This window comes from Autumnicola musiva (assembly GCF_031846585.1).
GTDB classification, from domain to species: domain Bacteria; phylum Bacteroidota; class Bacteroidia; order Flavobacteriales; family Flavobacteriaceae; genus Autumnicola; species Autumnicola musiva.
In genome coordinates, this window is the sequence record NZ_JAVRHK010000003.1 from 440,273 (window position 1) to 463,639 (window position 23,367).

Below are 23,367 nucleotides of genomic sequence, written 5' to 3' on the forward strand. Positions count from 1 at the left end.
GATGAAAAACGCAAAATTTTACATTCTATTTCTGGTGTTGTTTTATGCCTTCCCGGCATTGGCACAAAAAGATTCTATCACTAAACTGGAAGAAGTTGTGCTGAGTGATGTAAAGCTTTTTAGGCATTCCCGCACCCAGGAAATTTCAGTTTTAAATGATTCTATTATTGCCGAAAATGAACCGTCTTTAACTTCTTTATTAAAGTTTAATAGTCCTGTTTATTTTAAAGAAAATGGTGTGGGAGGGGTTTCTTCCCCGTCTTTTCGCGGGACCACAGCTTCACAAACTGCAGTAATCTGGAACGGGATTAATATCAATTCTCAGTTTAACGGCCAAACCGATTTTAATACAGTCAACACTTCAAATTACAATAATATAGCTCTTAGGGCAGGTGGTGGAAGTGTTCTTTATGGCAGCGGTGCAATTGGCGGCAGTATTCATCTCAATAATCATTTTCGGTTTGATGGCGAATTTAGCAATGGCCTGAGGCTCGAAATTGGCAGTTTTAATACTAATATTTTAAATTATTCAGCTGAAGCATCTTCAGAAAAAACCAGCGTTTATATCAATTTTTCCGGAATAGAATCCGAAAATGATTATGACTACCTGGGAACAGAAAAGCACAATGAGAATGGTGATTTTTACAATACCAGTATGAGCGCGGGAATTGCACATTGGCTGAACGAAGACAATATTCTGAAATTTTACAGCAACTTTTATACGGGTGAGCGCGGTTTTTCGGGAACTCTTGCCGCTCCCTCCAATAATAAATATGAAGATTTAAATAGCCGCAATCTTTTAGAATGGAAGGGTTTTTTCAATGATTTTATTTCTTCCCTGAAGCTGGCTTATCTGGATGAAAAATATAAATATTTTGAAAACCGGGACAGTGAAAGTTTTACTTACGGAAACGCGGCCACTTATATTGCAAAATATGACCTTACCTATCAGATAAATCCTGAAATGAGCCTGAACGCCCTGATTGACTACAGGAATACGGATGGAAAAGGCTCTGATGTAGGACAAAATGTTAGGAATATTGGAGCTTTCGCGTTGCTTCTTAATCATAATTTAGGAAAGTTTTTTTATGAAGTAAGTGCAAGAAAGGAAATTACTGACACCTATGAGTCTCCTTTTTTATACTCTGTTGGAGCGGGTTATGCCGTTACTTCTTTTTATGAGGTAAATTTAAATTTCTCAAGAAATTTCAGGATTCCTACTTATAATGACCTATTCTGGGCTTCCGGCGGAAATCCTAATCTTGACCCGGAGACTTCTTATCAGGGGGAAATAAGCCAGAATCTTCACTTTAGTGATTTTGAATTCGGAATCACCACTTATTTAATGAAAATTAATGATTTGCTTCGGTGGGTTCCCGATTCCCGTGGCACCTGGCGTCCTGAAAATACTGAAAGCGTAAAAAATTATGGATTGGAATTCCGCGGAAACTTTGAGAAAAATTACACCGGACACCACTTCAGTTTAAATGCAAATTACAGCTACACTAAAACCAATGATGAGGTGCTTGATAAAGAGCTTATTTATACTCCGAGACATAAAGGCACTGCTTCACTTGGGTATTCATATATTGATTTTTCGTTTTTCTACCAGTTTCTCTATAACGGCAATATTTACACCTCTTCAGATAATAATTATCAGCTGGAAGGCTACACTATTTCGAATGCAGGAATTAATTACAGTTTTGGCAAAAGGGATTTTCTCACTGTAGGGCTGGAAATGCGGAATTTTTTTAATAAAGATTATCAAAGCTTACCGTCCAGGCCAATGCCGGGGCGTTCAATTAATAGTTCACTAACCATTAAATTTTAAATATGAAAATCAACAAAGTTTTTATTTTGGCTTTAGCAGCCATTACCTTTTTTACATCTTGTGAAAACGATGATGACCTTAATGAAATTCCTGTAGCAGAGGGAGATTATGCCAATGGTATTTTTATTCTGAATGAAGGCGTTTTTAATTCCGGCAACAGTACGGTTTCCTTTTTGGATGAAGAAACCGGGACTGTGGTGAAAGATGTTTTTGCTGCTGAAAATTCTGGTGCCGCACTTGGAGATACAGGGCAGGGTATGGGCTTCTATGAAGACTATGCTTTTATTGTGGTAAATGTTTCTAATACTGTTGAAGTTGTAGATCGGAATTCCTTTGAAACCGTTGCAACTATTGATGAGGGACTTCAAAATCCGCGTCATATTGCGTTTACAAATAGGAATGCCTATGTCACCAACTGGGGAGACGGTACAAATGCTGAAGACGATTACGTGGCGGTGATTGACCTGGAAAATTTTACCGTTTCAGAAAACATTAGTATAGAGGAAGGCCCTGAGGAAATTGTAGAAGAAAACGGAATGCTTTACATAGCTCAAAATGGAGGATATTCCGTCAATAATAAAATTACCGTTATAGATGCTTCTACTAATGAAGTCACAGAAACTATTACCGTAGGCAATCGTCCTGGTTCCATGGAGATTGAAGACGGATATCTTTGGGTTGCCGTGGCAGGAATGGGTTCTTATCCCGATCCTGCGGCAGAAACGGCAGGGAAAATTGTTAAAATAGACCTCACTTCTAATGAAATAGCTTCGGAATTTACTTTTCCAAATTCTACAGATCATCCTGCGAATCTTGATATTGAGAATGATAAAATTTACTATACTTTAGGAAAAAGCGTTTATACTTTTAATGAAACCGATACTGAACTGCCGGAAACTGCTTTTGCTGAATTGACCGATGTGGCTTCTTTATATGGATTTGAAGTTGAAAACGGAAATATTTATGCCGCTTCAGCTAATGCAGACTTTACAGGAGACGGAGATTTATTTATCTACAGCACTGCAGATGGGAGCCTGTTGAATTCTTATGAAGTTGGTATTAACCCTAACGGAGTTTATTTCAATGAATAAATAGCTAATTCACTCCAAAGTTATATCTAGCCCATACGTGTATTTCCCCAGGTATTGCATTAAACCTGAAAATATGCGTATGGGCTAAATTTTGAAAATAACAGCAGTGGGGTGAGCTGCGAAATTAAAAGTTTTCAGGCTTTAATAAAATCTTCAAAATCGGTAAAAAATTCTTCCAGTTTCAGCATTTTTTCAACAAAGAATTGCTGTACGTTTTCCCAGTCATTTCTATTATGAATGCTTACGTCTTTAAGCTGAACATAAATTCGGGAAATAGTCTTCCCTTCAGGAAGTTCATAGTTTTCATCAAAAATGGCATCAGGTAAATATTCAGCAAGAAGAATTTTCTTCAGCGAAAGCATCTTTTCATAATAATAAGCCTGGATCACTTCATCCTGAGAACTTACGTCCATGGAAACCTGCGCTATTTTACGTGTAAAAGTAAACTTTAGGTGGATTTCTTTAATCCTGGTATTATAAAGTAACCATTTATGGGGAAATTTTTTTCCGAATCCCGTCCAGAATTCCTGCGTAAGTTTTTTTGATTCTTCCCTGCTAAACATGATTTTTCTCTTTCTCCGGAATTGTTTTTTCAGAATTTTAAAAAGCGCTGAATAATTTTAGTTCAATTATACTATAAACATTTTATTGTCAGGTTGAGCGCAGTCGAAACCTCAAATAAAATAAGCCAGTAAAATTCCCAGAACGATTACGGCCAGTTTTGAAATATTAAAACTATGGTTTTTAGCCGATTCAAATAAAATAGTTGTGGAAACATGCAGAAAAATACCTATTACCACCGCGTTTATTGGGGCTGAATACTGCTGAAGAAATTCAAAGTTTTCCTGAAGCCAGCTTCCCAGTGGCGTCATAAGGGCGAAAAATGTCAAAAAAAGGAAGGTGGCTAAATTGCTCATTTTTGAGCGAATCAGGAAAACTGATAATATCGCCGCCACCGGAATTTTATGGATCACCACTCCGTGTAACAGGTGGCCGTGGTCATGTATGGGAAAACCTTCCAGCAACGCGTGCAGGCTTAAACTGCCCAGCAATAAAAAAGGAAATCTTCCAGCCTCTTCCTGGTGGTGCATATGCCCGTGCTCCACACCTTTGGACACAAACTCCAGGATGATTTGCAGCAGCAGTCCCAGCATTATAAAAATACCAATTTCATCTGTGCCATTATGATAAACCTCGGGTAACAGTTCAAACACCGTAACCGCTAGCAGATAGGCACCACTAAAGGAAAGCAACAATTTAAAACCGGTAGAACTGCCCGGTTTTAAAAACAGGGAAATGATGTAACCCGCAACAACGGAGAGTAAGGGTAAAATATAGATCATTCTTGGCAGCGGATTTTTTCGTTATTTAAGCTGTAGGCTTTAGGCACTAATCTGTAATTATACTTTAAACTTTGAACTCTTCACTTTTAATTTCCTACTTCTTATTTCGTACTTCATACCTCTCTTCACCCTTACTTCTTTCAGGAACGGCCAAAATTAATGTATTTTTGCGGTTCTCTAAAAACGTGATATGGGAAATAATTTTAAAATGATCGCCAAGACCATGTTCGGTTTTGAACCAATTTTGGCTAAAGAACTTATGGCTTTAGGTGCTATGGAGGTAAAAGAAGGAACACGTAATGTAAGTTTTGTGGGCGACAACGGCTTTATGTATAAGGCGAATTTGTGCCTGCGGACTGCTATAAAAATTCTTAAACCTTTTAAGAGCTTCAAAATTTATTCTGAAGAAGATCTCTATAAAAGTATATATGCACTACCATGGGAAGAGTTTATGAATGTAACTGACACTCTGGCCGTAGATGCAACAGTACATTCTGATACTTTTACTCATTCAAAATATATTTCCCTTAAGACCAAAGATGCCATCGTTGATCGTTTTCGGGATAAATTCGGAAAACGGCCCGATGTGGATCTGGATTTTCCCACTTTGAGGTTAAATATTCATATTGAGAAAAATTTCTGTAACGTGAGTTTTGATAGTTCGGGCCAGTCGCTGCATAAGCGAGGCTATAAAACCGCTACCAATATTGCGCCTATAAATGAAGTTCTGGCAGCTGGAATGTTGCTGCATTCCGGCTGGAATGGGCAGAGCGATTTTTTGGACCCAATGTGCGGGAGTGGAACCATTCTTATTGAAGCAGCAATGATTGCCTGTAATATTCCGCCGAATTTAAACCGAAAGGAATTTGCTTTTGAAAGGTGGAAAGATTGGGATGCCGATTTATTTGAAAAGATTGAAGAATCTGTTCTGAAAAAAATAAAGGAATTTCATTTTATGTTAACGGGATATGATACTTCACCTTCCGCAGTACATAAAGCTATAGACAATGTGAAAAATGCCAACCTTTCTGAATTTATTAAGATTGAAAGGCAGGATTTCTTCGAAAGTGAAAAGGAAACTGAGCGGCATTTACACATGGTTTTTAATCCGCCATATGGAGAACGCCTTGAAATTGATATGCCAAAGTTTTATAAGAGAATAGGAGATACGCTGAAGCAAAGCTATCCCGGCACCCAGGCATGGTTTATCACCTCTAATCTTGAAGCAATTAAAAATGTTGGCCTTCGCCCATCCAGAAAGATAAAAATGTATAACGGTGCACTGGAATCAAGGCTTTTAAAATATGAGATCTATGAAGGAAGTAAGAAAGCTAAAAGTGAGGAGCGAGGTTAGAACTATGAATGTAGAAAGACGAATTTGGAAGTAAAGAGTACAAAAAGGGATTGGTTGTTAGTTTATAGACTTCAAAATTTAAAATTCAGGCTTCAAAATAATTTCTGCGTTAATCTGCGAATTCTGCGGGAGCAATGTGGTGAAAAGCGAAGGGCACTAAAAGTTGTTTAGTGAATTTTAGAATTTAGAATTCATCATTTAAAATAATTTTTATAATCTCCTAAGGAGCGGTTTACCCGCGTATTTTAAACCTCTAACTCCAACTTCGCACTTCGTACTTATGCTTACTTCTTATAAAGTGGCAACAAATAAGAAATAGCATAGCCAAAACCTACTCCAAAACTACTATCATCATAGGTCCTGTTGAACCCCGGAATGCTGAGATTATCAAAATTAGGTGGTGTGCTTTGAGCGATTCGGCGTTTTAACTGGACGTTGGCAGAAAGAAAGAGATTGTTTAAAACTTCAACTTTTATACCTGCTATAAGTTCAATCCAATTAGCTGTGAGCCCGCTGGTTTCGCCATTTTCAGGGATGCGTACATCAGGTTCAAAATATGGCGTAGTGGTATAGATGGTGTACTGCTCCAGATCCTGGGAAAAAGTTGCAAAACCATATCGTACTCCAACAAAAATACTGTTTTGCATGTCCAGCCAGTTTTGGTAAGCATTATATTCGCCGCCTAATTTAATATAGCTTCCGCTGGAAGTTGCTGTAATAAGGCCTTCATCAAAAGTTATTTTTTCATTTCCTATTTCAGCAGCGGCATAAAAATCTTTGTACACCCGGTAATCCCCCACTATTTCAAAGCCACTGTAGTCATCCTGAAGGAAAGTCCGTAGTAATTTGCTGAGATCTATTCCGGCACGCAAACCGAATTTCTGCTTATACTGAATACTGTCTGGAGTAGCCGGTGGAGGAATATCCTGAGCCTGCAAATTTCCAAATGCCAGGAATAGCAGGAAAAAATTAGTAATATAAAGAAAGGTGCGCTTCAGTTTCATCTATAACTTCTTCTTGTTCAATTTGAAAGTCTTCTATCCAGGCTTCATCTTCTCCGGGCTCAACTTCTACCTTAAGTCCGGAATAATCAATTTTAAAGGAGCAGGCCCTGTTAAGGTATTCCTGTTCTCTTATGTAACTAAAGCTAATAGTATCAGTGTTATTTTGTTCAACCGGGCTTTCCGGGTCTTCCTCTTCAGCATAATTAAAAGTGAATTCGTATGCGGTGATATCCGCATCTGTGCGCAGGGGTACCGCGATACTATCGGCATTAAATAAGTCATTGGTATATATTGCAGTATCTCCTACAGCACTTATACGTAAATTTAAAGGCGGCTGCGGAGTTTCGCGGTCTTCAATATCGTAAAACCGAATGATGAGCAGCGAAGTGGTTTGTGTACTGGCAGGGCATATATCATCCTTCTGGCAGCCACTAAAAGCGGTTATTGCTAACAGTAAACCTAATAAAAATTTATTTCTGAAAATCATCAGTACTATTATCTTTTTTCGAGGCAAACCACATTCTCCACGTGGAAAGTTTGGGGGAACATATCCACCGGCTGAACCCTGGTTACCTTATAATGTTCATCCAGGATTTCAAGGTCCCGGGCCTGGGTTGCCGAATTGCAGCTGACATACACAATACGTTTTGGCAAGATAGCAATTATCTGGGCCACCACATCTTTATGCATCCCGTCCCGGGGAGGATCGGTTATAATAACGTCTGGCCTTCCGTTTTTATTGATAAAATCGCTGGTAAAAACCTTCCGCATATCGCCGGCAAAAAAGTTTGTGTTCTCAATGTGATTTCTTTCTGCATTTTCCTTTGCATCCTCAATAGCTTCAGGCACTGCTTCAACCCCAATAACTTTTTTCGCTTTTGCCGAGACAAACTGCGCAATGGTGCCGGTGCCGGTATATAAATCGTAAACCACTTCATCACCTTCCAGGCCGGCAAAATCCCGGGTGATTTTGTAAAGCTCATAAGCCTGGGCAGAATTTGTCTGATAAAAAGATTTGGCGTTTATCTTGAATTTTAATCCTTCCATTTCTTCAAAAATATGGTCGCGGCCATGGTAGCAAATAACCTCCTGATCATAAATAGTATCATTTCCTTTAGAATTGATTACATATTGAAGGGAGGTGATTTCGGGAAATTCTGCTATAATGTTATCAAGTAGTAACTCTCTTTTTTCCCTGTTTTCTTCAAAAAGCTGAAGCAACACCATAATTTCACCTGTAGAAGAGGTGCGAATCATCAGAGTACGTAAAAAGCCCGATTGCTCCCTGGCGTTAAAGAAAGGCATATCATTTTCTGTAGCGAAAATTTTAATAAAGTTCCTGATGGCATTACTGGGATCTTCCTGTAAATGGCATTTTTTAATATCAAGAATTTTATCCCACATCCCCGGGATATGAAATCCAAGGGCATTTTTGTTTTCTATTTCTTCCCCGCTTTTTATTTCTTCCATGGTTAACCAGCGGCTGTCGCTAAAAGAAAATTCCATTTTGTTCCTGTAGAAATAAATTTCTTTAGAGCCAAGGATAGGGGTGATTTCGGGAAGTTCAATTTTGCCAATCCGGCGAAGATTGTTTTCAATTTCCTGTTGTTTGTACTCCAGCTGGAATTTATAATCCATAAACTGCCATTTACAACCCCCGCAGGTGCCAAAATGCTGGCAAACCGGCTCCACTCTTTTAGTGGAATATTCATGGAAATTAACCGCGGTTCCCTGGTAGTAGGATTTGCGTTTTTTAATGGTTTGCACATCGGCAACATCACCGGGCACCGCATTATTAATAAAAATTACCTTTCCATCAGGCGCTTTGGCAATACTTTTCCCTTTGGCACCTGCATCAAGTACTTCAACTGCTTCAAAAAGCTTGTTTTTTTTCTTTCTGGCCATAGCGCAAAAATAGGATAATTGCCCAGATTTAATAGGGCTCGCTTTGAAAATTTCAGTAAACATTTAGTAATTTGCAAAAATCTGAAAAAGGGATGATTTCTCTCCAAATCCACTTGTTTAAGTGGAACAAGAAGGAATTGCAGAAGTAAAAAGAAAAAACTAATGTAATGTCATTAACACAAATCAAGTCTTCAGAAGAAGCTATTAAATTGGAAGACAAACATGGAGCGCATAACTATCATCCGCTTCCCGCAGTATTGAGTAAGGGTGAAGGGGTTCACGTATGGGATGTGGAAGGTAAGAAATACTATGATTTTCTTTCAGCTTATTCCGCCGTAAACCAGGGGCATTGTCACCCAAAAATCATTGATGCCCTTAATAAGCAGGCTGCCACCTTAACACTTACTTCCAGAGCTTTTCATAATGATGTTCTGGGGCCGTTTGAAAAATATGCGACCGAATATTTTGGTTTTGATAAACTGTTGCCGATGAACACCGGGGCAGAAGCAGTGGAAACTGCCATTAAGCTTGCCAGAAAATGGGCGTATGAAGCTAAAGGTGTGAAAGAAACCGAAGCGGAGATTGTTGTTTGTGAAAATAATTTTCACGGAAGGACAACCACCATTATTTCTTTCTCCAACGATGAAGATGCGAAAAGGAATTTTGGTCCCTACACTCCGGGATTTCTAAAAATTCCTTATGATGATGTAGATGCGCTGGAAAAAATGCTTCAGGAAAATGATAATATTGCAGGTTTTCTTGTGGAGCCTATACAGGGGGAAGCCGGGGTTTATGTGCCATCTGAAGGATTCTTGAAAAGAGCCAAAGAACTTTGCGAAAAACATAATGTATTGTTTATAGCCGATGAGGTACAGACGGGAATTGCCCGTACCGGAAAATTGCTGGCTGTAGATCATGAAGAGGTAAGGCCGGATATTTTGATTTTAGGAAAAGCAATTTCAGGAGGGGTTTATCCCGTATCTGCAGTTTTGGCAAATAATAATGTTATGGATGTTATTAAGCCGGGTCAACACGGTTCCACTTTTGGAGGTAACCCTTTGGCCTGCGCCGTGGCTCATGCTGCTCTTGAGGTTGTAAAAGAAGAACGTTTAGCTGAGAATGCTGAAAAACTGGGTGGATTATTTAGAAGGTTGCTGGATGACTATATCCGAAATTCAAATATTGTAGAATCTGTAAGAGGAAAAGGTTTACTTAATGCGATTCTTATAAATGACTCTCCAGATAGTACAACGGCATGGGATATTTGCATTGCGTTAAAAGAAAACGGACTCCTGGCGAAACCAACTCATGGCAATATAATTCGTTTTGCGCCTCCACTGGTAATGAATGAAGAACAATTGAAGGATTGTGTAGATATTATTATCTCCACACTAAAAGAATTTGAAAAGTAACTGATAACTATCAGTTTTAAAAATTTAAACCCCGCCATCAGCGGGGTTTATTAATTAAGAGTATCTATTAAGCTTCATAATTTCCATATTCACGCAGAATTTCTTCCTGTATTTCCTGCACTCCTTCAAAACCGCCGTAGATAATTAGCCCTACAATAAACAGAATAATATAAAGAGTACTCACTCCAATTCCTATGTAGGCAAGAATTCGACCAATTTTTACATTTTGATAGCCGGTATATAATTCAGGATTAGCGTGATAAATTTCTGTAGCTTTTTTGGCCATTACAATGGCAAGAATTCCAAAAATTGCCCCCAGAACACCATGACAGCAGCAGCCAAGGATAGAAAAGATTCCAAAAACAAGAATTAAAGTTGAATTATGTAACTGTTCTTTTTCCATGAAAATTTGGTTTAGTTAGTTGATTACAAGGTGGATTTTATAAAGATAACTACCTACAATTATTGCAGCGTTCAAAAATATGAGCCCGATTTTTATTGTGTAGTCATATTTAAATTTAAAGAAAAGATTTAGAACTAAAAATACCAATAAGATCAGGAGAGAGTAAATTGCCGGATACATGTGCAGGGCTCCGGCAAAATTCCCCTTTAAAAGCAGGACCAGGGCGCGCTGTCCTCCACAACCATAGCACTCCAGGCCAAATAGTTTTTTATTTAAACAAGGAAACATATATTCCTCCATAGTGCTATCCTTTTTTGATGGTGATTTTTTTGCTTATTTTCTTTTGGCCTTTAGAAAGAATATTCAGAATATAAACACCTTCACTTAATCCTTCTGTAGAAATTGTTGGTGCCTTTTCACTTTCAGGTATTGTTTGACTTAAAATTTTACTGCCTTTAATATCAAATAAATTTATATGCTGTGCCTGAAGCTTAGCAGGGATTTTTAGCTGCAATACATTTTCTTTATTGTTCTGTAATACCTGGACTTCTTCTGGAGAAATAAATATCGAAGTTTCTGGAATGGCCGGGATTTCTTCTGTAGGGGTAGCAGGATCCTCTTTTTCCTGTATGGCAGGCATTTCTATAATGAGGAAAAACCTTTCTGAGAATTTTCCTTTTGATAAAACTATTCTTTGGTTTTCTTCTTTTATATTATGGTAAGTGTTTCTTTCAGCGTCATAAATAACAACTTTTTCAGGATTTAAAGCAATCAAGGATTGAAGGCTAAAAATAATTTCACCTTCCGAAGCCATATTTACAATTAGAGGAATTTTCTCTTCAGGAACGTAAGGACGTACATTTATGATGTAGTGATCTTCATCTATAAGCCACCCGGCATCGGACGCGATGCCATTCATTACCATAGCATCCATTGCCCAGTCCTTACCTGTGGTTGCGTCTTCCCTAAAAGCCAGTAATAGTGGGCGTAAGTAAAGATTATTAATTTCAACATTCAGGCGAAGATTGGGAATAACTTCATCATTGTTGTTTTTATAAGCAGCTTTAAACTGGGAAATCCCGCTCTTCTCTGTTTTAAAAATACGATATGTATTCCTGAAACCAACAAAGCCGTCTTCGCTGCCTACCAACATGAAACCCTGGGCAACAGGAATAAATTCCCTCGGAATTATAGCACCGTTTTCTCCGGTAACATTAACAATCTCTCCGTTACCACGGTATTTCTTGAAAATTGCGGGAACGTAGGAATTTGCTCCCGGAGAGTAAGCTCCATACCCGCCTTCGTAGTCTTTAAGGTAATGTGATTTCCCGTTTTCTTTGGAATCCCAAAAATAGGCTATTCCCGTAGTGGCCGGATTATTCAACAGGAAATTCTTCAGGTGAAGGCTGGAAGGATAAGGATTTCCCACAAGTAAAGATTGATTTTCAAGAATTTTAATACTGTAGGCGCCATCATTTGGAATCCCCCTAAAATCATATCGCTGTTCGCTTCCGGGGTTATTCTCTACTCCATAAATTACAGTACGGTTTACTCCGTTAGTTCCCTTCATAGTGAAACCTTCCCCTGGCTTTAAAACAAATTGATCCCCAATATTTTTCCAATCGTTATAATCGTCTCCTGAGAAACTGTAAATCCATCTTTTGGATATGGTTAAAGGCTCTGCAGTTCCATCAAGTTCTGCCGTAAGATTAGCTTTATTACTTTTAGTAAGATCTTGTGGTTCAAAAATTATTTCATTCAGGTTTTTTGAAGTTCCTGGATTTTGGACGGGAAGAGACCAGTAATTGTAATCATATGCATTAGATGTTCCTTCCTGGAAAAGGGAAATTAAACCATTCCCTTTATTAATATTTTGTTCCTTTTCCCCCTGCAGAAGTTGAGCCTCATTTCTAAGATAAATACTGGCTTCTGTTGAAGGGTTTCTGTTTTTTTCCAGGTGAATTTCGTTCTGTACATATAGCACCTGATTGTTTACAAATATATAATGATCTGCAATGGCAGAAGGAGAAATATTTAGCTGCGCACAACATGAAATGGTGCTCATAAGAACTAAGGAAATGTTTAAAATGATCTTCATGCCACCTTTCTAAAAGCTATAGTAAGTTAAACAAAAAACTGAAAACATAACGGTTGAAATAGAATTGCTTTTATACCAGTACCAACCAAAATTTAATTGAAAAACAATTGTTATTTATTGTTAAAGATCTCGTTAAACTATTATTAAAATACTGAACGCTATGGACTTAATTTGATTATATTCGTTCTGCCCTACAAAAACATGAAGAAGAACACTTAAATTTTGACCTAATGAATATCCTTATATTGACCGTAGGGTTTTTTATGCTCTCAATACTTACTTTTTTTCTTATCAAGACAATTATTAGCAATCTAAAGGTGAAAAAAAGGTTACGCCGTTTATATGTGGAGAGCGGAGTGAGTAAACCTCATTAGTTTGTTTTTTTGCTTCATTAAATTTCTTCAAATTTTACTGCAGGTTTTAAAGAGCCTGTGATCTTTCTGCAATTATTATCGTAAGATTTCATTTTATTATTTTTCCCGAAATTAAAATCCTAATTTTGCACAACTTCTTGTAATAAATATTAACTAGAGAAGCAGATTTTCCGGTAGATGTAAGTATTATATCGGAATATTTAATGCAGAAAATACATGAAAAATTCGCAACTTCTAAATTCTGTCTTAATAGCTATTGGTGCTGCTTTGCTCATATATGTAATAGCAGTTGAAGATGCCAGCCCGTATTTCAAAATTGTAGGCCTTATCATTATAATGTTTGGGCTTTACAGAGCTACAAATCATTGGGTGGCTACGAAAGATGACCATAAAGAAGATGATAATAAGGAATAGCCATGAAATTAAAACCTGGAGATAAAGTAGAATTATTGGATGATAATCTGGAGGGGATTGTTGTGAATCTTCAGGGGGGTATGGTTGAGGTGGAAACACCGGAAGGTTTTACTATGGATTTTCCAGTTTCAGATTTGGTGAAAATTGATGTCCCCATAGAAGAGCTGCAGGAGGATATTGATTTTGAAAATGTATTGAAAGAAAAGAAAATTCCTAAAAAAAGAAAATCCACCCGAATAAAGCCGAAAGAACGTAACGCGCCTCCCATGGAGGTAGATTTGCATATAGGAAAACTTACCAGGAGTTCAAAAGGTTTAAGCAATTATGAGATGCTTAACCTGCAGGTAGATACCGCGAGACGACAGTTAGAATTTGCCGTTAATAAACGCATTCAGAAAGTAGTATTTATTCATGGAGTAGGGGAAGGTGTTTTAAAGGCCGAGCTGGATTATCTTTTTGGGCGCTATGCCAATGTAAAGTTCTATGATGCCGATTTCCAGAAATATGGATTGGGAGCTACCGAGGTTTATATTTTTCAAAATTATAATGCTGACGAATAGCTTACCTATTCCCCTTCTTCGGTTTCTTCTACCACTTCTTCTGAATCCTCTTCTTCCTCTGTTTCAGAATAATTTTCTTCTATAGTTTCATCAAAATAGCCAAGATCGTATTCATCAAATTTAATTTCTTCCCCGCTTCCGTCCTGCTTTATAAGTGAAAAATTCAAAATGGTAATATAGGTTCTAATGCGTCTGGCAGGAATTATATTTTCTATGTATTCTTCATTTTCAAGAAATATAGGATTCTGGCGGTCCAGATAAAACGGAACGTCTGCCGGGTTAAGATACAAATTAGGTGTTAACCTGTTTTCCTCGTTCACTTCATTTCTTGTAGGTGCTCCATCCCCGTCATCATCTGTGTCTAAATAATTAGGAATTCCGTCTTCATCTGTATCCCTGTATTCTTCTTCGCCAACCGTAGGGTCCCCGTCAGGGTTTTGCCTTTCCTGCCGTGTCAGCACGTTGTCATTATCATCATCAATATCAAGATAATCAGGAATTCCATCTTCATCAGAATCTAAATGTTCACCTCCATCTATATTGAAGCCTTCGTTCAAATTACTAATGCCGTCACCATCGGCATCGGCATCATTGGTTAAGTCTCTGTAGTAGGTATTAATCACTATAGTTCCTCTGCTGGAACTTATATATTCTTCCAGCACCTGGGGTTCACTTGGAGGGATATCACTGCAGAAATAAGAATTAGGAACCTCATTATCATAAATACGGTAAACAAGCCGGTTAGTAGCACTAAGGATAACATTTTCCTGACCAATCTCTGTACGAAGCAATCCTTCTTCTGTTTCTATGGCATTGTTGTTTATTAAAAGCGACATAGATTCATATACATCTTCATTGTTTGTTGTATATAAAACCTTTGTCTGCAAGCCGCAAATATTTAACTGGCGATCTTCAAGATCAAAACTGGTTACAATAATATCTCCACTATCACAAGAGAAAAACAATGAGCCAAGAAGGAAAAATCCAAATATTTTCTTCATTACAGGTATTTTAAAATAGGAGGGTGTGGTATAAATTTCCACTTCCCGAACAAAAATAGTGGAAATATGAATTTTTACCGATGCTTCTTCAAAATAATTTAATTTCCATTAATTTTGCGAACCATGAAAAAAGTGTATTTAGATTCGGCAGCCACAACACAAATGCGGGATGAGGTAATTAACCGCATGAGCAGCGTTATGAGAGAAAATTATGGAAATCCATCTTCTACTCATAGTTATGGCAGATCATCAAAAAGCCTTATTGAGCAGGCAAGAAAAACAGTTGCTTCTTACCTTAATGTGCAGGCTTCAGAAATTATCTTTACTTCGGGAGGAACTGAGGCAGATAACCTGGTGTTAAATAGTGCAGTACGGGATTTAGGAGTGAATAGAATTATCACCTCCCGGATTGAGCACCATGCGGTACTGCATACCGTGGAACAACTTCAGGAAAATTACCAGATTAAAGTAGATTATGTGAAACTTGATGAATACGGCAACATTCTTCACGAAAACCTGGAGAATCTTTTATCTTCTTCGGAAGAAAAGACGCTGGTAAGCCTGATGCATATAAATAATGAAATTGGCAATAAAATCGACCTGAAAAAAATTGCTGAATTATGTAAAAATTATGATGCGCTTTTTCATTCGGATACTGTGCAGTCCATTGGCCATTATAAATTGGATTTTAAAGAAATACCTGTTGATTTTACTGCAGCAAGTGCACATAAATTTCACGGACCCAAAGGAGTTGGTTTTGCATTTATTAGAAAGCATAGTGGTTTAAAACCCTTAATTTTTGGCGGAGAGCAGGAGAGGGGGCACCGTGCAGGAACTGAAGGTTTACATAACATTGTAGGGCTTGAAGAAGCATTAAAACTTTCTTACGAAAACCTAAAGGAAGAACAAGCTTATATTTCTGACTTAAAATCGCATTTTATTCAAGCTCTTAAAGAAAAAATTCCCGGAGTAAAATTTAATGGCAATTGTGCCGGGCCCGGGGAAAGTACCTATACTCTTTTAAATGTATGCCTTCCTGTTTCTGCTGAAAAGGCCCTGATGTTACTTTTTCAACTTGACCTTAAAGGGATTGCCTGTTCAAAAGGAAGTGCCTGCCAGAGCGGGAGCGATAAAGGCTCCCATGTTTTGGGCGCTTTTCTTTCTGAAGAAGATATGGGGAAACCCTCTGTTCGTTTCAGCTTTTCAAAGTACAATACCAAAGAAGAAATTGATTATGTGGTAGATGTGCTGAAGGAGTTTATAGAAAGCTAATCATTATCGGAGATTAGAGAACCCGAAGTCACAAAAGATCTCACAGGTTTTTAAACCTGTGAGATCTTTAATTTATTTTATACTTTTTATCCGGGATTGCGGCTGTTCATTCTTGAGAAATAAAAACATCTTGGGGTCTTTAATACACTTCAAACTCCGCACCCGAATTGCTGACTTCTCACTTCGTACTTCAAATTATTTTCTAAAGAACTTGGCTTCATAAGTATCTGTATTTCCTACATTATCGGTTACCACCAGTTTAAAGTTGTTTTCAGTCTCCGTTACTGCCCCGTCATTAAAATCGTAGGTAAGGGTATTGTTCTTGTATTCGTATTCCATTAGGATAAACTTCCCATTCACCGTGGCACGATAACTTTGAATGCCGGAGAGGTCATCGCTTATTTTAACTTTAAGAGTAGTATTATTGGAAATCCATTGCCCGTCACTAAAATTAACAGGATTTATCCATGGAGCTTTAGTATCTGATGCTAAAGTATAATCACCAAAAGTTCTTACGCCGGTGGTAAACCTATTTCCTTTTTTATAGGTAGAGGAATAACTGGGCCTGCCGCGATACCCCAGCCGGGCTATAAACATTTTTTCCTTTTCGGCTGGTTGATATTTACTTACGTCAAAACCAATAGTAATATTTTTATGAATTGGGGTATCGTCCCGATGGAATTTAATCGTATCACCCTGATAGGAAATATCCAGGTAAGTATCCTGATAAAGACTACCTTTTGGAATGTAGACATCAATTCCATTCTGCTCTGTTGAAAATGGCTGGTCTGCCTGAGCAAAGTATTCAGTTTCTTCAAGTTTTCTAGCTTGAATATTATTGCCGGATTTCCCCTGTATAGGAATACGGATTATACTTTCATTCCCTGCAAAGTCCAATACTTTTATAGTATAATTGTAATTCAGGCTGTCCTGAATGTTCAGCCTGCCTTCAGATTGGATATTGGCATAAAGGCTTAGGGGATTGTTTTCGTCTACAAACAATTTCTGAATCCGGTCTCTGTTGGAACTGTAATATTCATAATCTATCAACTGGTTAAGGTGGCGGGTTTCCGAAAAGGAAAATTGGTCAAAATTCAGCTGAAAAACCTGGTCGCCGTTTAGATTTGCTTCAATTTTATACACGCCGTTCCTGTTAGGTGCCATATCCAGTTGGTCTACGGTAGAAACTCCGAAACCAACCTGGCCGCAGGCATTTAGTTTTTCGGTGGTAAAAGAACCATCTTTTAGCGGGATAAGCCTTATTTTTTGCCTTTCTGTTGAATTATTAACATGTGCATCCTCACCCTTGGGGTAAACAAATAACCCGTCAATAATCGGCTTTTGATGATCCTGGATTTGCAGTCCAAACAGTTGGGGATTCATAGGCCTTTGGCTACCATCCCTTATTTCGAAATGCAGATGGGGACCGCCACTGCCCCCGGTGTTTCCACTAAAGGCCACCAGCTCTCCCATATCTACAGCTAATTCTCCTGCTTCAGGAAAAAGCTCTATCTCATAGGTTTCATTAGCATATTGTTGCTTTTTAACATAAGCTTCAATTTCCGGAGAAAATCTTTGTAAATGTCCATATACCGTTGTGTACCCGTTTGGATGCTGAATATAAAGAGCCTTGCCATAGCCATAATGCTGGATTTTTATACGGCTAACATAGCCGGGAGCAGCAGCCTTTACTTCCAGTCCCTCGCGTTGCTGGGTTTTGATATCGAGCCCGCTATGGAAATGGTTGGACCTTAGTTCTCCAAAGGTTCCCGCCAGTACCAGCGGAATATCCAGTGGTTTTTGAAAATAATCCTGCGGCACCTGGGGTTGTGATTTGGCAATAGTGGTGATAGCAATAAATGCTATCAGAAAATAAAACTTCATATAGATAATGATTGTTCAGGTTTCATAGCGGTGTAAAGATAAATAAACTTGCAGGAAAAGTAAATCCCTTGCCCTGAGTTTATTAGGCTTCACCGTCTATTTTTATAAAATTAGCAATAAAAGTATTGGGATATTTCATCGCGTATGTTAACTTTGTGCATATCGGCATCATAAGGAGCTTTTATGAGTGAAATAACGGAAATAGTTGATAATCTTGAGAATAGAATCAGCAAGTTGCTTCACAAACATGAAGTTCTAAAGCAAATGCACCATTCTTTGCAAGAAGAATTGACATCTGTTAAATCTGAAAACGAAAATTTAAAACAGGAGCTGGAAACTTCTGTAGAACGGGTTCAGACTTTAAAAGCTGCAAATGCGATGCTGGGCAGTAATGATTACAAGAAAGAGACAAAGCTCAAAATAAATAGCCTGATTAGGGAAATTGATCAATGCATAGTTCAGCTATCTGACTAATGAAAAGCAATGGCCGAGAAATTAAAGATCAAAATATCGATTGCAGATCGTGTGTACCCGCTTACTATTCAGCCACAGCAGGAGGAGGGTTTGCGAAAGGCCGCAAAGAAAATCGAGGGGATGATCAAACAATTTGAGCAGAGTTATGCCGTTAGAGACAAGCAGGATGTTCTTGCCATGTGTGCCTTACAGTTTGCAGCTCAAACTGAACAAAAAGGCATAGACAAATCATCTGAAATGCTTGAAGCAGAAGATAAATTAAAATCGCTTAATGAATTACTTAAAAAACATTTAGCGACATAAGTTCTTTAAATAACACAAGGTTACTGCCTGTATTAGTGATTTTTTGATAAACTCAACACGAATTCTTTAAAGAGGGTGAGTCTAAGTTGTTAAAGCGCGCCGCTCCCGGGCAACCGGGATGAGCGGATTCTTGATCAGCTTGTTAGCCCTAAACTTGATTTTAAGGAGTTTAATACAAAACACAACTAATACAGGCTTTTTTTATACATAAATTTTAAATAAATGGAGATAATCATAACTATTATTGTGGGACTGATAGGCCTTGCCATAGGTTTTGCAATTGCTAAAATGCTGGAGAGGAAGAAAGCTTCAGGAACAATATCTAATGCTGAAAAAACTGCCGCTGGTATTATTAAAGAGGCTAAAGCTGAAGGTGAAAGTATTAAAAAAGATAAAATCCTTCAGGCCAAGGAAAAATTTATAGAGCTTAAATCTGAACACGAAAAGGTTATTCTTAACCGGGATAAGAAAATTAATGATGCTGAAAAGAGAATTCGTGATAAGGAATCCCAGGTTTCCGGAGAACTGGCAAAAAATAAAAAGCTTAACAAAGAACTTGAAGATAAACTTGCCGATTACGACTACAGGACTAACTATCTAGAGAAGAAACAGGAAGAAATAGACAAGCTTCATAATAGCAAAGTTCAGCAACTGGAAGTAATTTCAGGCCTTTCTGCTGAAGAGGCTAAAGCACAGCTTACTGAATCCCTTAAAGATGTTGCCAGGGCTGATGCCATGGCTATGATTCAGGATACCGTGGAAGAAGCCAAATTGACCGCGCAGCAGGAAGCTAAAAAAATCATTATTAACACCATACAACGTATTGGAACTGAAGAAGCTGTTGAGAATTGCGTTTCAGTATTTAATTTGGAGAGCGATGATGTAAAAGGGAGGATTATTGGCCGTGAAGGTAGAAATATCCGTGCCCTGGAAGCTGCTACGGGGGTTGAGATTATTGTAGATGATACTCCGGAAGCAATTATTCTTTCCTGCTTTGATTCAGTTAGAAGGGAAGTGGCAAGATTATCCTTGCATAAACTGGTTACTGATGGTAGAATTCACCCGGCACGTATTGAAGAAGTGATTAAGAAGACGCGTAAGCAGATTGATGAAGAAATTATTGATATTGGAAAACGTACTGTTATAGACCTTGGTATTCACGGGCTTAACCCGGAATTAATTAAGGTTATTGGACGAATGAAATATCGGTCTTCTTACGGGCAAAATCTTCTTCAACATTCTAGAGAAGTAGCTAAACTCTGTGGTGTAATGGCTGCTGAGCTTGGATTAAACCCAAAACTGGCAAAAAGGGCAGGCTTGCTTCATGATATTGGAAAGGTTCCGGAAACTGAAACAGAAATACCTCATGCAATTTTAGGAATGCAGTGGGCGGAAAAATATGGTGAAAAACCTGAAGTTTGTAATGCTATAGGAGCCCACCATGATGAAATTGAAATGAATTCGCTGCTATCTCCAATCGTACAGGTTTGTGATGCCATTAGCGGTGCAAGACCGGGAGCAAGAAGGCAGGTGCTGGATTCTTATATTCAGCGGCTAAAAGATCTGGAAGAGATTGCTTTTGGTTTTGGCGGAGTGAAGAAAGCCTATGCTATACAAGCGGGACGTGAACTGCGGGTAATTGTGGAAAGTGAAAAGGTAAATGACGATAAAGCGTCTAATCTTTCTTTTGATATTTCACAAAAAATTCAAACAGATATGACTTATCCCGGGCAGGTTAAAGTTACTGTAATCCGGGAAACAAGAGCGGTTAATATCGCCAAGTAAATTTAGATCTAAATAATAAGCATAAAAATCCCGCGAATTTCGCGGGATTTTTTATTTTGGAGACACTATCCCGCAAAGTGTAAAGTTTAAATAACAGGTTTTGGACTTTTTTAAAGTCTGACCCTTTTTTCATAGATTGTTAGGAACTGATTTAAAATCCCGAAATATGATAATAGTACTTAGTGAAGGTTCATATTTTTAAATTGTCCGAATACTGGAATTACTACATTAGACTGGACAGGAAGTTGAATGAATATTATTGCTAGTTCTTAAATTAGCAATTATGAGACGTAAAGCCAAACATTACACCTTAAGCAGTAGAATTAAGTTATGCCAAAGGCAGTGTAGCACAGGTTTGTGAGGATCTTGATATATTACCTGCTGTTCTTTACCGCTGGCGTAAAGAGCAAAAGAATTATGGCAAGAATAGTTTTCCAGGTCGGGGTAATCCTAAAATGACCGATGAACAGAAAGAGATCGCTCGTTTAAAGAAACAGCTCAAAGAGGCTGAATTAGAACGTGATATCCTAAAAAAGGCGATTGGCATCTTTTCCGCGAGCGACAAGAAAAATACAGGTTCATAAAACAGCATCGTATGAAATTTCCTGTTGAAAAGATGTGCAGTATGTTAGCCGTGAGTAAAAGTGGTTATTATCACTGGTTAAAATCTGGCCCCAACACCCTTTGGAAAGAAAATCAGAAGCTCTCTTCACTAATCAAAGATATTTTTGAAGATAGTCACCAGAGTTATGGAGCTCCGAGAATAAAAGCTGAATTGGAAGCCCTAGGCTTTAAAGTCTCAAAGCCACGGGTAGCCCGTATAATGAAGGCAAATTATTTATATGCCAAGAGAAAGCGCAAGTTTAGGGCAACCACCGATAGTAATCATAAATATCCCACAGCACCAAACTTACTGAATCAATGCTTCAATGTAGCTAGAGCTAGTCAAGTGTGGGTAAGCGACATTACCTATGTTCAGACCAAACAAGGTTGGAGTTACCTAACGGTGATTATTGACCTATTCAATAGAAAAGTTGTAGGATGGGCTTTAAGTGATACCCTAAACACAGAGGATACTGTTATAAAAGCTTGGCAGATGGCTATTAAAAATACCACACTTAAGCAACCCTTGATATATTCCATTCAGACCGAGGTATTCAATATGCCAGTCAAAGATTTACCGACCTGCTTAAGAGTTATAATGGCTTGGTTGTACAATCGATGAGCCGAAAAGGGAATTGCTGGGACAATGCCGTAGCGGAATCCTTTTTTAAATCTCTGAAAGTAGAGTGGGTATATTGGCATAAATACAAACTCAGATCACAGGCAGAGTTGTCTATCTTTCAGTGGATAGAAACCTGGTACAATACCAGAAGAAGACATTCTTATTTAGGAAACAGAACCATTAAAGAATTTGAAATAGATATGTATAACCAAAAACTAGCAGCATAGTCACTCAACTTAAAGTCCGGTTTTTTGTTGCAAGTCCATAAGTAAAAATTAAAGAAAGTGGTCTGAAACTTGGAATACAACATAGGAGGGACGCTGACTTGTCGGATTAATTATTTTCTTTCTTGGATTCTAAAATTACACTTTTCCCGAAATACCCGTAATTTGAGATGAACCGCCTTAAGTTTGATTTTCTAACTTTAAGATATTAATCAGAAAGAACAAAAGAGAGGAGTAAGGTTATATGAACCGTGGGAACTTTAGATTCCGTCAACATTGATAATCCCCTCTCTTTTCTACTTCAATTTCGTTTAGTTCTATGAGACCTGGATCTCGTTTTTAAGTCGATGAAAACAAAGTAGTGTCCTTTCCAAATCAAATTCTTGTGAATAAAAATAATCAAATTTATGGAGTTGACATCAGTAAAGATGTATTTGATGTGGCCAGTTCAGAAGGGAAATACTTCCAATTTAAAAATAATGGATTGGGCTTTAAATCATTTTTAAAGACTCTTTCTAACGAAGATCTGGTGGTTATGGAAGCGACAGGATATTATCATTATAGTTGGCACAATTTCTTTATGAAAAAGAAATGAGGGTCTCGGTAGTCAATCCTTTATCAGTGAAACGTTTTATTCAGATGAAACTCTCAAAGATTAAAACCGATAAATCTGATGCCAAAGCGATATGTGAATACGCTAAGGCTAATGAGGTTCCTTTGTACACGGCAAGAGACAAGAGCCAGGCCGAGGCTCTTCAATTACTTCGTCTGATAGATATCTACACCAAGCAGAGTACAGCTCTAAAGAACAAGCTTCATGGAGAAAAGGTTCTGGGGAAACCTTCAAAAGTCGTTTATCACTCGCTAAACCGATCACTCAAAGTAGTACAAAACGAAATAAAAACTCTGGAAGCTAGACTAACAGAGATTGTTAAGGATGAGCAGCAAAAACAACTTACACTCCTTAGAAGTATTCCGAGAATGGGTAATAAAACAGCCATTATGTTATTGGTGTTAACCGATGGTTTTACCAATTTTGAGAATGCAAGTCAGTTATGCTGCTATGCAGGAATTACTCCTATCATCCGAGAATCTGGATCCAGTGTAAGGGGAAAAAGTAGGATTAGTAAGATGGGCAATCCAAAACTTAGAAACTTACTATTTATGTGCAGCTTTACGGCTTGTAAACATAATAAGGCCTGCAGGGAGATCTACGAGAGAATAATAGCAAAAGGAAAAAGTAAGAAGCTCGCACTTATTGCTGTTTGTAACAAGCTGCTTAAACAGGCCTTTGCAGTGGCAAAACCGGGTTTGCCTTATGATGAAAACTTCGTGTCTAAATTGAGTTAAAATCCTTGGAATTTAGCTTAGTTCTTTGTTAGCTTGCGTAAGTTATCAAATCTTTCTTTT

20 protein-coding genes, 1 other RNA gene and 2 pseudogenes are annotated in these 23,367 nt (G+C 38.0%); 13 read left to right on the forward strand and 10 right to left on the reverse strand.

From position 1 onward, the window contains the following. Nucleotide 1: 1 nt before the first annotated feature. On the forward strand, nt 2-1,831 hold the full coding sequence (locus RM539_RS06900) for a TonB-dependent receptor plug domain-containing protein (protein ID WP_311502644.1): 1,830 nt from the start codon (nt 2-4) through the stop codon (nt 1,829-1,831). Nucleotides 1,832-1,833: 2 nt separating this feature from the next. After that, on the forward strand, nt 1,834-2,922 hold the full coding sequence (locus RM539_RS06905; protein WP_311502645.1) for a YncE family protein: 1,089 nt from the start codon (nt 1,834-1,836) through the stop codon (nt 2,920-2,922). A 134-nt stretch (nt 2,923-3,056) separates the two neighbouring features. On the opposite strand, the gene RM539_RS06910 is transcribed toward RM539_RS06905, so the two are convergent. Then, entirely contained in the window at nt 3,057-3,485 is a 429-nt protein-coding gene (locus RM539_RS06910) for a DUF4268 domain-containing protein (protein WP_311502646.1), read from the reverse strand. 111 nt (nt 3,486-3,596) lie between these two features. Next, nucleotides 3,597-4,265: a ZIP family metal transporter gene (locus tag RM539_RS06915; protein ID WP_311502647.1), complete on the reverse strand. Its 669-nt coding sequence runs from the start codon at nt 4,263-4,265 to the stop codon at nt 3,597-3,599. Nucleotides 4,266-4,455: 190 nt separating this feature from the next. Here RM539_RS06915 and RM539_RS06920 point away from each other — a divergent pair, with 190 nt between their 5' ends. Then, nucleotides 4,456-5,619, forward strand: coding sequence for a THUMP domain-containing class I SAM-dependent RNA methyltransferase (locus tag RM539_RS06920; protein WP_311502648.1), 1,164 nt, complete (start codon nt 4,456-4,458; stop codon nt 5,617-5,619). A 284-nt stretch (nt 5,620-5,903) separates the two neighbouring features. On the opposite strand, the gene RM539_RS06925 is transcribed toward RM539_RS06920, so the two are convergent. From RM539_RS06925 to rlmD, 3 genes are read right to left on the reverse strand one after another with little or no spacing between them, the layout of a single operon-like run. Further along, nucleotides 5,904-6,623: a DUF6048 family protein gene (locus tag RM539_RS06925; RefSeq protein ID WP_311502649.1), complete on the reverse strand. Its 720-nt coding sequence runs from the start codon at nt 6,621-6,623 to the stop codon at nt 5,904-5,906. Further along, nucleotides 6,589-7,110, reverse strand: coding sequence for a DUF6452 family protein (locus RM539_RS06930; RefSeq protein WP_311502650.1), 522 nt, complete (start codon nt 7,108-7,110; stop codon nt 6,589-6,591). The genes RM539_RS06925 and RM539_RS06930 overlap by 35 nt, the downstream gene beginning before the upstream one ends. A gap of 8 nt (nt 7,111-7,118) precedes the next feature. Further along, the gene (rlmD, locus tag RM539_RS06935; protein ID WP_311502651.1) at nt 7,119-8,528 is read right to left on the reverse strand and encodes a 23S rRNA (uracil(1939)-C(5))-methyltransferase RlmD; all 1,410 of its coding nucleotides are present in this window, start codon (nt 8,526-8,528) and stop codon (nt 7,119-7,121) included. A gap of 167 nt (nt 8,529-8,695) precedes the next feature. Here rlmD and rocD point away from each other — a divergent pair, with 167 nt between their 5' ends. Further along, nucleotides 8,696-9,940, forward strand: coding sequence for an ornithine--oxo-acid transaminase (gene rocD, locus RM539_RS06940; protein WP_311502652.1), 1,245 nt, complete (start codon nt 8,696-8,698; stop codon nt 9,938-9,940). A 67-nt stretch (nt 9,941-10,007) separates the two neighbouring features. On the opposite strand, the gene RM539_RS06945 is transcribed toward rocD, so the two are convergent. Genes RM539_RS06945 through RM539_RS06955 form a run of 3 tightly spaced genes read right to left on the reverse strand, consistent with a single transcriptional unit; the run spans nt 10,008 to nt 12,408 of the window. Then, complete coding sequence (locus RM539_RS06945; protein ID WP_311502653.1) at nt 10,008-10,343, reverse strand: CCC motif membrane protein; 336 nt, start codon at nt 10,341-10,343, stop codon at nt 10,008-10,010. Between the two features lie 15 nt (nt 10,344-10,358). Further along, entirely contained in the window at nt 10,359-10,643 is a 285-nt protein-coding gene (locus RM539_RS06950) for a DUF2752 domain-containing protein (protein WP_311502654.1), read from the reverse strand. Nucleotides 10,644-10,647: 4 nt separating this feature from the next. Then, nucleotides 10,648-12,408 carry a DUF8693 domain-containing protein gene (locus tag RM539_RS06955; protein WP_311502655.1) on the reverse strand — a complete coding sequence of 587 codons (1,761 nt, stop codon included), beginning with the start codon at nt 12,406-12,408 and terminating at the stop codon, nt 10,648-10,650. A 623-nt stretch (nt 12,409-13,031) separates the two neighbouring features. Between RM539_RS06955 and RM539_RS06960 the strand changes: the two genes are divergently transcribed. Together RM539_RS06960 and RM539_RS06965 are read left to right on the forward strand one after the other, a co-directional pair. After that, complete coding sequence (locus RM539_RS06960; protein WP_311502656.1) at nt 13,032-13,229, forward strand: hypothetical protein; 198 nt, start codon at nt 13,032-13,034, stop codon at nt 13,227-13,229. 2 nt (nt 13,230-13,231) lie between these two features. Further along, entirely contained in the window at nt 13,232-13,789 is a 558-nt protein-coding gene (locus tag RM539_RS06965) for a DUF8465 domain-containing protein (RefSeq protein ID WP_311502657.1), read from the forward strand. 5 nt (nt 13,790-13,794) lie between these two features. On the opposite strand, the gene RM539_RS06970 is transcribed toward RM539_RS06965, so the two are convergent. Further along, on the reverse strand, nt 13,795-14,790 hold the full coding sequence (locus RM539_RS06970; protein ID WP_311502658.1) for a hypothetical protein: 996 nt from the start codon (nt 14,788-14,790) through the stop codon (nt 13,795-13,797). A gap of 123 nt (nt 14,791-14,913) precedes the next feature. Between RM539_RS06970 and RM539_RS06975 the strand changes: the two genes are divergently transcribed. Next, entirely contained in the window at nt 14,914-16,062 is a 1,149-nt protein-coding gene (locus RM539_RS06975) for a cysteine desulfurase family protein (RefSeq protein WP_311502659.1), read from the forward strand. Nucleotides 16,063-16,257: 195 nt separating this feature from the next. Here RM539_RS06975 and RM539_RS06980 read toward each other — a convergent pair whose 3' ends face one another. Continuing rightward, complete coding sequence (locus RM539_RS06980) at nt 16,258-17,946, reverse strand: M23 family metallopeptidase (protein WP_311502660.1); 1,689 nt, start codon at nt 17,944-17,946, stop codon at nt 16,258-16,260. A gap of 183 nt (nt 17,947-18,129) precedes the next feature. Between RM539_RS06980 and RM539_RS06985 the strand changes: the two genes are divergently transcribed. From RM539_RS06985 to RM539_RS07010, 6 genes and pseudogenes are all read left to right on the forward strand, one after another. After that, nucleotides 18,130-18,420, forward strand: coding sequence for a hypothetical protein (locus RM539_RS06985; RefSeq protein WP_311502661.1), 291 nt, complete (start codon nt 18,130-18,132; stop codon nt 18,418-18,420). A 9-nt stretch (nt 18,421-18,429) separates the two neighbouring features. Next, complete coding sequence (locus RM539_RS06990; protein WP_311502662.1) at nt 18,430-18,723, forward strand: cell division protein ZapA; 294 nt, start codon at nt 18,430-18,432, stop codon at nt 18,721-18,723. Nucleotides 18,724-18,773: 50 nt separating this feature from the next. Next, nucleotides 18,774-18,894, forward strand: a non-coding RNA gene (gene ssrS, locus RM539_RS06995) — 6S RNA. A gap of 51 nt (nt 18,895-18,945) precedes the next feature. Then, nucleotides 18,946-20,508: a ribonuclease Y gene (gene rny, locus RM539_RS07000; protein ID WP_311502663.1), complete on the forward strand. Its 1,563-nt coding sequence runs from the start codon at nt 18,946-18,948 to the stop codon at nt 20,506-20,508. 259 nt (nt 20,509-20,767) lie between these two features. Continuing rightward, nucleotides 20,768-21,960 (forward strand): annotated as a pseudogene (locus RM539_RS07005) (IS3 family transposase). 382 nt (nt 21,961-22,342) lie between these two features. Then, nucleotides 22,343-23,307: pseudogene (locus RM539_RS07010) on the forward strand (IS110 family RNA-guided transposase). Nucleotides 23,308-23,367: the final 60 nt, after the last annotated feature.